At 50.2% G+C, this 14,022-nt stretch carries 7 protein-coding genes; 6 read left to right on the top strand and 1 reads right to left on the bottom strand.

What is annotated here, in order from left to right:
• Nucleotides 1-109 precede the first annotated feature (109 nt).
• The 6 genes from selB (at nucleotide 110) to EL633_RS07070 (ending at nucleotide 9,691) form a co-directional block, all read left to right on the top strand.
• Entirely contained in the window at nucleotides 110-2,092 is a 1,983-nt protein-coding gene (selB, locus tag EL633_RS07095; RefSeq protein WP_126626515.1) for a selenocysteine-specific translation elongation factor, read from the top strand.
• Between the two features lie 364 nt (nucleotides 2,093-2,456).
• Complete coding sequence (locus EL633_RS07090) at nucleotides 2,457-4,415, top strand: protein kinase domain-containing protein (RefSeq protein WP_126626514.1); 1,959 nt, start codon at nucleotides 2,457-2,459, stop codon at nucleotides 4,413-4,415.
• A 433-nt stretch (nucleotides 4,416-4,848) separates the two neighbouring features.
• Nucleotides 4,849-6,270: a glycosyltransferase family 4 protein gene (locus EL633_RS07085; RefSeq protein WP_126626513.1), complete on the top strand. Its 1,422-nt coding sequence runs from the start codon at nucleotides 4,849-4,851 to the stop codon at nucleotides 6,268-6,270.
• Nucleotides 6,271-6,500: 230 nt separating this feature from the next.
• Nucleotides 6,501-7,892, top strand: coding sequence for a polysaccharide deacetylase family protein (locus tag EL633_RS07080; RefSeq protein WP_161982013.1), 1,392 nt, complete (start codon nucleotides 6,501-6,503; stop codon nucleotides 7,890-7,892).
• Nucleotides 7,893-8,255: 363 nt separating this feature from the next.
• Nucleotides 8,256-9,281, top strand: a complete 1,026-nt coding sequence (locus EL633_RS07075; RefSeq protein WP_126626511.1) for a lytic transglycosylase domain-containing protein — start codon at nucleotides 8,256-8,258, stop codon at nucleotides 9,279-9,281.
• 224 nt (nucleotides 9,282-9,505) lie between these two features.
• The gene (locus EL633_RS07070) at nucleotides 9,506-9,691 is read left to right on the top strand and encodes a hypothetical protein (protein WP_126626510.1); all 186 of its coding nucleotides are present in this window, start codon (nucleotides 9,506-9,508) and stop codon (nucleotides 9,689-9,691) included.
• A 745-nt stretch (nucleotides 9,692-10,436) separates the two neighbouring features.
• On the opposite strand, the gene EL633_RS07065 is transcribed toward EL633_RS07070, so the two are convergent.
• On the bottom strand, nucleotides 10,437-13,916 hold the full coding sequence (locus EL633_RS07065) for an RHS repeat domain-containing protein (protein ID WP_161982012.1): 3,480 nt from the start codon (nucleotides 13,914-13,916) through the stop codon (nucleotides 10,437-10,439).
• Between the last annotated feature and the right edge of the window lie 106 nt (nucleotides 13,917-14,022).

The raw sequence follows: 14,022 nt of genomic DNA, 5'->3' as shown, positions 1-14,022 counted from the left end.
TGGAGAGATGGTGGTCCTCTCTGTTAGTATTAAATAGCCAGAACCCACTGTTTGCGGTATACTGAAGATGTTACTGTCCTCCATCAGTTATCCCTGCTAGTTGGTTAAGATGAGTTGTATTGGAACCGCCGGCCATGTCGATCATGGAAAATCTACCCTGGTAAAAGCGCTTACTGGTATTGATCCAGATCGTCTGACTGAAGAAAAAGAACGTGGCATGACCATTGATCTTGGTTTTGCCTGGTTGAAATTGCCAGGTGGACAAGAGGTCAGCATTGTGGATGTTCCAGGCCATGAGAGCTTTATTAAAAATATGCTCGCTGGCGTGGGTGGGATTGATGCGGCCTTGCTGGTCATTGCTGCCGATGAAGGGATTATGCCGCAAACGCGTGAGCATCTGGCAATTCTAGATCTCTTGCAAGTGCAGCGTGGTATCGTGGTTCTGACCAAGGCCGATCTGGTAGATGCGGACTGGCTGGAAATGGTGCGGGAAGAGGTAGCTGAATACCTCAAACCGACCGTCCTGGCAGGCGCGCCAATTATTCCGGTCTCCGCGTATACAGGACAAGGCCTACCCGAACTCTTATCTACACTAGAGCATATCCTGCAAACATCATCCGAGCGCAAAAATATTGCGCGTCCACGTTTACCAATCGATCGAGTCTTTTCGTTAACTGGATTTGGGACAATTGTCACGGGCACGTTATTGGATGGTATGTTGAAAGTAGGACAAGAGGTCGAGATTTTACCGCAGGGCAAGAAGTCCCGTATTCGTAGTTTGCAGACGCATAAGCAGCAGTTAGATGAGACTTTACCGGGTCGCCGTGTGGCTATCAATCTGGCTAACATTGCGCGGAGTGAACTTGAACGTGGGAATGTCGTCGCTTTACCGGATCAATTGCGTCCCACCGTCCTTTTTGATGCCCGTCTGCATTTATGGGCGGAGGCTCCTCGATCCCTGGCGCATAATACTGCCGTAGACCTTTATAGCGGTTCCCAGGAGGTAGCGGCTCGTGTGCGTCTATTGGATACAGATGAGCTCCAGCCGGGACAAAGTGCCTGGGCGCAGTTGCGGCTGGAACGGGCGGCCGTGCTGGCAAGACATGATCGCTTTATTCTGCGTATTCCATCGCCGAGTATGACGATTGGTGGCGGAGAAGTTATCGATATTTCGCCCCGCTATCATCGTCGGCATCAAGCAGCAGTCCTAAGCGCTCTCATCCAATTGGAACAAGGAACTCCTGAAGAAATCGTGCTGGCGGTGCTTGATCGTCAGCAGAGGACAAAAGCAGCAAATATACCCAAACATACACACAATCAGCCAGGTTATCTGCTCGAAGAAATAGTGAAGCAGTCTAATTTGGCTCATGATGTGACGCAACAGATACTAGAGTCGTTGTTATCAGAAGGAAGAGTGTATAAAATAGGTGTATACTGGTTTGCACAAACCGTCTGGGATGCATTGGTTGCTGAGGCACTTCGTCTTGTCCAAGAATTTCATCAGCGTTATCCATTGCGCAGTGGAGTCTCCAAAGAGGAATGGCGTGCACGCCTGAATCTACAACCCAAGCTGGCCGCCGAAATTTTCGCTGTGCTAGTAGAAAAAGGCCACCTGGAGAATGTAGAGACGGCTGGTGGGGAGGAGCATACCCAGCGACAGGCACTTGCTCGAACCGGTGGATTAATCCGGCTACCCGGCTTTCTCCCATCTTTTACTCCTGCCCAGCAGCGACAGGTAGACCAGTTGCTTCAGCTTTTCGGGGAACAGCCCTATCAGCCTCCTATCCGTAGTGAAGCTGATGCCAGCGTGGGAGTTGAGATGGTGAACGCTCTCATCGAACAGGGACAACTGGTAAAAATCGGTGATGGTCTGTTATTTTCAAACACAGCTTATACCACGGCACTTTCAAAAATAGTATCCTATATGCATGAGCACGGTAAAATAACCGTTGCCGAGGCTCGTGATGTACTAGGAACGACGCGAAAATATATCTTGCCTCTACTCGAACACATGGATGTCCTGCGCATCACTCAGAGACGGGGGGATGAACGTATCCCAGGTACAACGCTATTTCGTGGACAGATAACATAGTTTGCTGTGTAGGCCGATTAAAATGGAACAGTAGAGACAAGAGGCACACAAAAGAACGCGAACTCCTACTTTCCTGTAGAGTGTTCCATTCTGATGTAGAATAAGTTAAAATAGTGACGCAATGCTTTTTGCCTTCTCGCCACAAACGGGGATGAAGGATGGACCATCAACTTGATGTTTATGAGCCACATTGCGTCTCTGGTTAAGATATGCGTAATCCTTGTTTGCATGCAATTGATGCCAGAAGACACCTGCTGGAAGCACCACTACTCTGGATTGCCGACAAAAGGTACTGTGACAGGAAGATTGTCCAATAAACAAGGGAAGGGCACTGCAAACAGTCGCCCAAACAGTGCGGAGAGCTATGCAAATCGAAGTTTTGGGTGAGCGATACCAACTACAAGACCCTATTGGGCGCGGTGGTATGGCTACGATTTATCGGGGCCGTGATATGCGCATGGACCGGACCGTAGCTATTAAAGTGCTGCGCGAAGTATATAGTACCGACCCAAAGTTTGTGACGCGCTTTCAGCGAGAGGCGAAAGCTGCATCTGCATTGCAGCACCCCAATATAGTGCAGGTTTATGATTATGGCCAGAGCGATGGTAATTATTTCATCGTCATGGAACTGATTGAAGGTACGGACCTGCGCCGGTATTTACGCTCACGGGGTGTCCTCGCCATGGACCGAGCGGTCATTATCGCGCACGATGTGGCTCTCGGTTTGGGAGCGGCCCATCGACGAAGTATTGTGCATCGTGATGTGAAGCCACAAAATATTCTGGTTGGTCGTGATGGGTCTATCAAACTAACTGATTTCGGTATCGCCAGTGTATATAAAGACATTAATGCCGAGCGTTTAACCACGACCGGCATGACCCTGGGTACCGTACAATATTATGCTCCAGAACAGGCGCAGGGCGAGATTGTCAGCCCGGCGGCTGACGTGTATGCGTTGGGAATTGTGATGTATGAAATGGTCACGGGCCGTACTCCTTTTGACGGAGATACCCCGGTGGCTGTCGCTATGCAGCACATTCAGGATTCGCCAATGCCGCCCAGTCAGTTAAATCCAAATATTCCGCCAGCGCTGGAAGAGATTATTTTACGCTGCCTGGAAAAAATTCCTGAGATGCGTTTCAGGGATGGAAATACACTGGCGCGAGCACTGGAACTGTTGGGTGAAGAAGATAATGCGACGGTTCAAGCTCCCCATCCGCTCCCTGGAGGAAATGGATCAGGCTCTGGTCCATCTTTCCAGCAGGTTGGAGGCTTTAATAGTGGAGCAGGACAAGCGATTAAGCAAACTTCTTCTCCGCATCCTGGTGCTATTGCTTCAGGTCCAACGGGCGTCCCTGAAAATGGTGCCGCCACCGCATTGCGGGCTGATCAAGGTTTTGTTCCTATCTCTGTTGATCCAAACGACGCCACAACTGCGATGGATCAGCAGCGTCCTGTACCTGTAAGTACCATAGGGGAAGGGGAAGCTGGAGCTACCCGTCCTTTCCAAAGAGATTCCATTAGTGGTGGACGTGCGGGTGTCATACGGGAACAGCGAGGAAACCGGATGGCCGGCGTTTTTGCTGTGCTTATTCTGGTTGCAACGGTATTATTGCTGGCTTTCAGTATTTATTTAGCCAGCCAACTTAAATTTATCACTCTCCCGTTCTCCCATACTAATCCGCCGCCGGCAGCGACCTCGGTACAAAATGTGCAAGTGCCAGATCTACGAGGATTGAGCCTCCAGAATGCCAGAAAACTGGCTCAGAGCAAAGGCTTTAAGATCTCGGTCCAGGGTGATATAAAGACTGGTAAAGTCAAACGTCAATCCCTGGAACCAGGCGCTTCTACCGCGCGAGGATCGACCATCCTGGTTGAATTAGAGGCTACTAATAATGTCGTGCCCTCGGATCTGATAGGCTTATCTCTTGATGAGGCTAAAGCCAAATTAGATGGCCTGGGAATTGCCTATATCCCTAAGGTAGACGACCAGAATAAATCTGATCCTAATCGGGATCCCAACACGATTACGCGTACAGATCCTCCGCCGGGAAAAGCCTTGAAGGACGGCCAGGTTTTGACGTTGTACATCACTAACTGGGTGGATGCTCCAGCGGATCCCAATCAACCGGGAGCTTCGGACACTCCTGTTGCGCCGCCTACACAACCGACGGCTCAGCCAACGGCCCCGCCTGCACCCAAGCCGACGGCCCAGCCAACGGTACAGCCGACGACCCAGCCAACGGTGCAGCCGACAGTCCAGCCAACGGTACAACCGACAACTCAGCCAACGGTATTGCCAACTGTAACGCCCACTCCATAGGCGTATAGGCATACACAATTTATACAAATAGAAGAGAAGGTATCTATAATTGGATATCTTCTCTTTTTATTGTCCTATGAAAGAGAAGATCAGATTACAGTGGCATAAAATAACGCAATTGTTGAGTCTATTTAAGCATAAAACATATACTATATGGTATACTCCTTGATATAATGACGTTGGTTATGAACAACGTGTTATACTTCATGTAGAAGTACTTGATATCTATCTGGAAAACAGATAGTAGACACGCGAACGATAGTGATGAACAACGATCAGGCATCGCAGGATTGGTGGCCTCCAAACGGGTGGAGCTCCCCGCATCGCTAACACTCAGTGTTCAAGACATTGCGTTCTGCTGGCCTAAAGTTCAATAAAGGTGTCTATGTTTCCCTTCTCAAAATGAAAAAATAAAGAATGAGGACGACCTATCATGATGAAATTAGACGGAGCAATCTCGCCGGAGAACACATTATTTGTCCTGCTCTGTTTTGAAGGGCCTGATGTCTACTCTACTGCGGGTGGTCTGGGTACTCGTGTCTCTGAGCTTGGCGAAGCACTCGCAACTCAGGGGTATACAACTCATCTTATTTATATTGGTGACCCCTATAAACCTGCGGTTGAACATCGCGTCGATGGACGTTTTATTTTGAAGCGTTGGTCGCAGTGGGTAAGCAAATATTATCCTAATGGTGTATATGATGGTGAGGAGCAGAAGTTATACGATTATAACGAGAGTGTTCCTTATCATATTTTTAGTGAAATTGTACGCCCGGCGGTCGCTGAAGGTAAGACGGTGGTCGTAATGGGCGAGGATTGGCATACGGCGGAAGTAATGTGCCGTACCTCTGACTTGCTGCACTGGTTTGGTGTGCGTCAGAAGGTCTTGATGCTATGGAACCTGAACAGCCTGATGTCGCTCCAGCGCATCGATTGGGAACGGCTCAACTTTGTGAGTACACTGTGTACCGTGAGCAAATACATGAAGCACAAGATGTGGAATCTGGGAGTTAATCCACTGGTGATCCCCAATGGTATTCCAGCTCGTCACCTTGAGCCAGTTGATACAGAGGCGGTTCAACGTCTGCGTACGATTGCGCGCCGTGGAGATCCTAATCGTTTCTTCCTCTTCAAGATTGGTCGTTTTGATCCAGATAAACGTTGGATTATGGCGATGGAGGCCGTGGCCCGTCTGAAAGATGCCGGTCATCCGGTAACGCTCTTTGTGCGTGGTGGTATCGAGCCACATGGTGCCGATGTGTTCCGCCATGCCTATAACCGTGGCCTGCATATTCAAGATGTGGTCGCCCAGCGCCCCAATCTGCAGCAGTGTCTGGATGCGATTGAGCAGGCCGGTCCAGCTGATGTCTATAATTTGCGTTTCTTCCTGCCTGAAGAATTTGTGCGCACGACCTATGCTGCGGCCGATGCCACACTGGCGAATAGTGGTCATGAGCCCTTTGGGTTAGTGGCCCTGGAAGTGATGGCGGCCCAGGGTATTGCGGTCACAGGCTCAACTGGTGAGGACTATGCCGTCTCCTTTGAAAATGCCATTGTGACCGAGACCGAAGATCCTGATGAAATTGTTGGCTACCTCCTCTACCTGCGCCGCCATCCCGAGAAGCAAGAGCAGATGCGTCAGGCCAGTCAGTATACCGCCAAACAATTCTTATGGGATCGTGTCATCGAAAATATGGTAGGAAAACTGGAGTTCCTGGCGCGCAAACAAAATATTGTTTTGCCCGCAGCCAGTATGATGGATGTAGTGGCTGATGCTCCTGTGCAAGATACGGTCGCGCAAGAGGTTGGTATAGGGTCCAAGCCTGCCGGTACAAAGCATAGTAGTATTGTCTAGTGTAAGACAACTTTTCTGGCATACATCATCCACCAATGTCAGGTACTTATGATGGTATTGGCTGATGCTCGTACCATCATAAGCGAGTGTGTGTGGATTGTAACGCCTGCACCATACAAGGTGTCGCTCTTTAGCATACGAAGGTGGAGGAACAATGGGGTCCTCCTGGGGGAGTGAGTAGGTGTGTTGGTAGATGGTTGGTATGCCAATTGGATGAGAGGATGACGAGTATGGTTGCGGATCTGGCAGTCTACACAGTAGTTCATCAACCGCGGCGTTTGAAGCTTCCCGCGCAACCCATTCCGCGCGGAGCGACGCCGGGGGAAATTGCCCACTGCCTCTTTGATGAACGTATGAATGAACACTATTTCAGAAAAGTGGCGCAATATAGCTATTATCCATCGGCCCAGATGTTTCTGGATCTGGTGCGTAAAGGCATGAAGCTATCGATCGGTTTTTCGCTCTCGTTTATTCGGCAGGCGGCCATCTGGGATCCAAGCCTGCTGGACCTCTTTCGGGAACTGGTCGCGCATGAGAATGTTGAATTGATTGGGGTAGAACCATATCATAGCTTTCTTTTTCTCTTGGATATGCCTGCCTTCGTCACCTGGATGCAAGACATGGCGTCTAATTTGGAAGCTATTTTTGGGAAGCGGCCGGTAATAACAGACACGACTGAAATGTGTATGTCAGCCTCGCTGTATGATGCCCTGGATGTCGCGGGTTTCCGTGGGGCCCTGATGGATGGCCGTCCCTGGGTGATGGGCTGGCGTGAAAGTACCCATCTCTACCGCAATGGGGATGAAGCTCCTTATGCACTTCCCATCGAAGGCAAGCGCGCCCGACGTCCTATCCGCAAAGGTCTTGATGGGCAAGATGCGCGCGCAAGCAGTCCTTATCTGTTGACCCGCCATCTCGAATTAAGTGATGATGTTGGCTATCGCTTCTCCAATCGAAGTTGGGACGGTTATCCGCTGTATGCCAATACCTACGCGGACTGGATTGCCAACACCTGGGGCGACATGCTTCTATTAGGTTGGGACTTCGAAACCTTTGGTGAGCACCATCGACTGGATAGTGGTATCTTTGATTTTATGCGCGCCCTGCCTGGTGAACTGAAGCAGCGTGGAGTAAGCACGTATACTGCCAGCCAGATCATCGAGCGCCATCAGGAACACGCCAATCATCTGCCCCTACCAGTTTTCCCGACCACATGGGCTGGAAGTGGTGGCATGGAATTCTTCCTTGGCAACGAAGCACAGAAAACCATTCTCCAACTCATGGGTGAAGTCTATGGCATGGCCCAATTAACCGGAAATGACGAATTGATCGATATCGCCATCTGGCTGGCCCAATCCGATAACCTGCACTTAATCCAATGGTATGGGAGAAGCGGGCCCGAGGCTGAAGTCTCAGCGTACTTCACACCATCCGAATGGTGGTCCCTGGGTCCAAACCGTGTCATTCACGAGCAGCAGCAAGTATATATCAACGCCCTGAAAGCCATGCAACCCTATATCCCCACCCGCCTATTGCGTCAACCCGAGCGTCGGAACCCGCGGCGCAAAGAGCCAATGGTCGAGCGTATCCCCGAACTCAACTATGCCGCCCGTCGCGCCTAAGCGCAAACGACCAAAAGGCCCGCCTACCATCTGGTAAGTGGGCCTTTTGATATAACTCACCCATAAGTAATAGGACCTGAAACCCCATGACCTTGGTACTACATTTGCATAGATTATTGTACTAAATACATCGCTCAAAAGTGTTTTATTATATGATATCAAAATACACCGCACTAACAGGCTGCCAGAAATATTTTTATGCGGTGTTGCCAGAAAATAGAAGGTTAAGAATTCACTAATGCGCTTCTATGACTTTTGGCCTACAACGTGCGTAACAAATTGACGAGTCTCGGTTTATTTAGTTAGACTCACATATAGCAAGTATAGTACAGTATTAAATACTTTGGTTAAGAGGTATGGTTAATGGCACAATTTCACTCACAGCGATCGTTTGATGACAACGATTTTGAATATCTAGGGGAGCGTATTCCCCGTGTGACAACGATTGCTCCGATGATGGGTGAAGAAGCCACCCAGGATATTTACACGCACCCTTTTCCAGGACACACCAGCACGGACCGCTTACGCGCCGCACCAGTACCGGTCAGAAACACTGATAGTTATAATCCCATTGTGATCCAGAATGCGCAAACCACACAGTCATTGATCCTGGCATTACAATCAACAATGCAGCCCCCGGCAAAGGGTATGCGCGCTCCAATCATTATTCCTGCTGAGAAGAAGCGTGAGCGCACAACTGAAGCCATGCGCCTGCAGCAGCAGGGGCAGCACCACGGCCTACATCTGCATGTGCGTCATGCCCTGGCCATGCTCGCATCTCTCGGTGTCCTAATGTTTACAATGATCTCTCTTACTCCACTGGGTAGTGGACAGAGTGGTATTCCAATCCTTGATAATGCGACACAGTGGGCGCAGACACAACAGCTCAACTGGGATTTCACTACAGGCCGGCCCATACCAATGCCCAAGCAGCAGGCACCGGCAGTCAATAAGCCCGTTGACCCGGTCGTGCCAGCCCCCCCACCAGTTGCCACCAATTTGCCAAGGAGCCAGTATGTAGCGATCGCTCAGGACGCCGCCATCAAATATGGTATCAGTCCAGTTTATTTTGAGCGTCAGATTAACCAGGAAAGTGGTTTTAATCCATACGCCATGTCTCCTGTTGGTGCGGTCGGTATCGCGCAGTTCTTGCCCTCGACAGCCGCAGGCATGGGTGTTAATCCCTATGATCCAGTCGATGCCCTCTATGGAGCCGCCCGTATGATGGCTAATCTCTCCAATCAATATGGTGGTGATTATGCGAAGGCCCTGGCCGCCTACAACGCGGGACCAGGTAATGTAAACAACGCAGTCGCCGCTGGCGGCGCCAACTGGCTGGCATTTACACCAGTTGAAACCCAAAACTACGTGCGCATCATCATGGGCTAAAGCACGGTGACGGCAGGAACGAGCAGGTGGCAGAGACAAGCTCTGCCATCTGCTCGTTTATATGTAATCACACAATGCCATTATTTGCGATGGTAAGAATCATAGGCATTATTCTGGTTAATATAGCGGATAAATAGGTATCTTTATTGTAGAAGCATCAGGAATCAACTGTAGGGCTGTTTGGAGCCTGTTGTGAAATTCATCTCTTTGCGCGTTGCCACGACGTGGCTGGCAAGCATATTGTACGTGGAGAGGGCGCCGCCAGCGAGCGTATCGTACGTGGAGAGGGCGCCACACGCGAGGCCGCACTGCTGGGTTATCGTGGGTCAACGGGTCAGAACGACTCGCAGTGCTGTGGCGCCTACACGTATCACGTTGGATGTAGCTTGATCATGGCGGAACGTGTGTGAGGCATATCTCATGATCGCTCACCAAAACCTTCCCGAGAGATCATGCTTGAAGAAACATGAGTGGTGTAGGCGCCACAGGCATGCGATGCTTTACTAACACCTATCGCCGTTGATCAAGCCGCATGTCGGCCTCGCGTGTGGCGCCCACTCCACGTACGACACGCCCACTAAAACCGTCGGAACATCTCTAGCAAAATCCGGCATCCATGATATTTCATAGTCTATCCTTCCTAAAAAGATAAAATGGACATATTCAGACAGGCCAGAATATCAGATGCTGCTCTTTCGGTTTCTGTCCTTCCAGAGGAACGTCTGATGTCCTTCCTTATTTAATAAGATCCATGAATCTATTATAGAGTTATTTGCCGTTTTGGTTTGTAACACCAAATATAATCAATCCCAGGAATGAAACAATGCAAATTATGATAAACATAATCCACACAAAAGACCTCCATTGCATAGTATATGAAGAGATCACAAGTGTCAGCCCTAGAAGAATACCGTTAGTAATCATCGTAAAAAATATGATGTTTGATTTTTTACGATGCTCCCAAGGTTTCATACCTAAAAAAGCACCTACATACATCATTATGATGACGAAAACCAGGCCAAAAACAGCAACCCAGTTCATACTCCTCCTTTTTGAAAATCTCGTTAGTTAATATGAACCATACAACAAGAATCCGTTATATGGTTCATATTGTGGCACACAATACTTTTTATTCTTAATTTAGGGATGCATCACTCATTTACATGCTTGGCTTATGTCATCCCATGAAGAATAAAGAGCATAGCCAATACTTACAAGAGCAATACCCCACCCAATAACTCCACCAAAAGTTTTTAAAGCCGCTAAAAGTGTTGTGCCTGCTGAAGCCTTTGCAGCATCTAATGATGCTGGAAGGATTGCTTTTACTAAATTGTTAAGTCTCGGAAAGACATCGGTTTTTGAAGATCCATAAATGCCTAGTAACCCCCAAATGCCTGTAAGTGAAACTTTACCAATGCATTTATTCCAGTCTGCCACTGCTCCACTGGGATCGACCTCATTGACAGGATTATCATCGGCATAGGTATACGGGTTGGCCTTGAGCGTCTCCTGCAGGCTGCCGCCGACGGGGGTGCGCTGGGTCCAGCGATTGAAGCGGACATCATAGTAGCGAATGCCGAATTTGATCAGGTCGGTGGTGCTGTCATAGTAACCACCAGCATACTGCCAGGGGTTGTTGACGCCGGGTTGGATGACGCTACCAGCGACGCCTCCGAAGGGATCGTAGTCGTAACTGGCGGCCATGTTGCCGGCACTGTCGGTCATGCCCACGATGGAGCCGAGGCCATCGAAGAGATAGTAGTAGACCTTACCCGCGGACGTACGCTCACTATTGAGCATACCACAACTACAGCGCACATACTCGGTGGTGTTGCCAGCTACTTTCTCTGTGCTCAAGCCCAGGCCAGTGTAGATGGTACTGGTGCCGTTGTTGTTGACGCGCTGGGTCTGGTCGGTTCCACTATAGCTCTGTGTATAGGTTTTGGTCGATCCAGCACCACTCACATCCTGGTTGGCGTTGTTGTAGGTATGGGTCTGGGCCAGGGAAAGCGCTCCCTTCGAATCACCGCTATTGGTGATCGCGGTCAGGTTTCCGTTGGCGTCGTAACTATAGGTCGCACTCGCCGAGACTGGTTTACCGGCATAATTTCCGGTGCTGCTCGCTCCGGTTGGCTGGTTGGCCGCATTAAAATTCGTATAGGTCGCGATAAAGTTGGACGCACCCGTATACTGTTTACTGGTCATGTTGCCGTTGGTGTCATACCCGATGGCCCAATGTTGTGTTGGATTTTTGACATCACTCAAACGATTGAGGCTATCGTACTGATAGGTCCAGGTGCCGTAGACACTGTAATTATTGGCACTATGCTTGACCGCGCTTTGCAAGACCTCTTTGGAGGCTGTAGACGAGCCATAGTTGTAGGTATAGCCTGTATAGGGACTCGGGATGGCGAGCGTGCTGCCACTGCCGGTGGTCTTGCCCCCTACGTTGTTCACCTGGCGACCTGCCGCATCATAGCCTATGATCATACCTGTTCCATTGGGATATTGGATGCGGGTCTTGCGATTGGCATCGTCATAGCCATATGTCGTGATAGCATTGCCTGGATCGGTCAGGGTGGTCACCAGGTTGATTTCGTTGTAGCCGTATTTGGTCAGTCCTGTTCCGTCATTCAAGCTAGTCAGGTTGCCAATATTATCAAAGGTACTGACAATGTTGGTGCCGCCTGGCAGGAGTTTGTTGGTCTGACGGTTGAGGTTATCATAGGTAAAGGTGGTGGTGCCGGTGCCATCTTTTTCGGTCAGGTCATTGCCGTCATTGTCATACGTGTAGGTGACGGTAGTGGCATTGGCGGTGCCGGTTCCATAGGTGATGGTGAGGATGCGATCAAAGACGTCGTAGGTGAAGCTGGTCTTATTGCCCACGCCATCCGTTTCAGTGCTCACCCGACTTAACGCATCATACGTCAGGGTAGTTTTACCCATTGGTGCAGGCGGCGTCACCGTACTCAGATTGCCCTTGCCATCATAGCCATAGAGCGTGGTATTGCCGTTGGCATCCTTGCTGCCAGATGGCGTGCCATCCGCGTTATAGGAATATTGCAGCTTGCTGCCATTGGTTTTGCCACCAGTGGTGTCACTACTCGAGGTCAAGTTGCCATAGTTGTCGTAGGCATTGGTGGTCACATTATTCTGCGCATCCGTCCCGGTGGTGGGCTGATACGGCACATTCTGTTGTTGTCCACCCGACAACGGCGAATACGTGAACTTCGTGGTAGCTCCCGTGGGATCTGTGATCTGGGAGGTTTCTCCATTGGTGGCATACTGATAATTGGTTGGTGTCTGCGTGGTCAGAGCATCCGCATAGCTCGTCACGTTGTAGGAGTTGGCATCAAAGCTGCTATTGGTACTCTTGCCCAGGGCATTGGTGGTTTTGGTCACCTGCAGTTTGTCCTGGTACGTATAGGTGGTGGAGTGCCCGTTGACATCCTTGACGACGGTATTGCCACTGTTATACGTAAAGGTGGTCTGCTTGTTATAGGCATCGGTGATGGTGCTGACCTGACCGGTAGCGCCATAGGTGATGGTGGTGGTACGCCCCTGGGGATCCTTGATGCTCATCAGTTCGGAATCGCCATCGGGATCATAGGTGAAGATGGTCTGCTTGTTATTGGCATCGGTAATGCTGGTCAGGTTGAGCTGCGCATCATAGCCATAGGTGATGGTACGTGTCTTGCCACCAACCAGGGTATTATCGGTGACCGCTTTGACCAGATGATTGGCATCCAGTGTGGTACTGATCGTGCGTCCCTGTGTGTCGGTCGTGCCCGTCCAATCTCCATTATCCAGATAATGATAATCGATCAGATTATTATTTTTGTCCAGCACCTCGTAGCGAGTGCCCCACTGGTTGAAGATCCAGCGCTCACCGCTTTGATGAAAGCGCAGTTCATAGGTGGCTGAATCCGGATGGACGAGGGTGGCTTTGAGACTGGGGGCATCTTTGTAGCCGCCACTGCCATCAGGAGCAAAGTAGGCTTTGAGTCCTGTGGGCAGGGTTAATTTGATACCGCCGCCGCTGGGCACATCATCCAGGTACAGGCTGGCACCGCGACCGGTAGTGAAGCCCCAGTTGGTACCATGATCGGTCAACCACCAGTTGTTCTGGCTATTATAGTAGCCACCAACCGTATTGTTGAGTCCGGTCCCGGTTACTTGTAACTCGACCGTATGCAGGACCAGGTTGCCGTTGGCGACATTGACCTTGAGGTCCAGCCGATCGGACAAGGGTTTGTCGATAAAAGTATAAAGGGAGGAATCACCCAGGCCATTGAGTGGGGTGGTGCCATTGACGATCACCGCTGCTTTGGCCTGTACTGTTTTGCCCTGGACTGTTTTAGTCTGGGCTGGCTTGAATGGTGAGACGTGTGAGCTGGTGTCATGAACGTTGGTGGGGACCGGCACATTGCGACGAGGTGTGCGTACCCCGCTAAATGTGGGTGGCAGATCCGTGGTTGGGGTTGCTGTGGCTGCCGCCGTTGCCGCATAGGCAGAAGGGGTCGCGCCCATGACCGTGGTTAAAATAGCTCCGGTTGTCAGGCTGATGACCAGCAGGAGACGCCAGAGAGAGTGCCAGGATGAACGCGTCACCTGTCTGGTGGGGACTACATTCATGGAAGAGGATGTTTCATGAGAATCCATCGATGAAAAAAAAACGATCCATACAGTGAAATCCATTTCTAAAAAAGGGCACAAAAAGAGAGGCAGAGGAAAAATTCCT

The organism is Dictyobacter alpinus, from assembly GCF_003967575.1.
Lineage (GTDB): Bacteria > Chloroflexota > Ktedonobacteria > Ktedonobacterales > Ktedonobacteraceae > Dictyobacter > Dictyobacter alpinus.
This window is presented reverse-complemented; position numbering and strand designations above follow the sequence as displayed.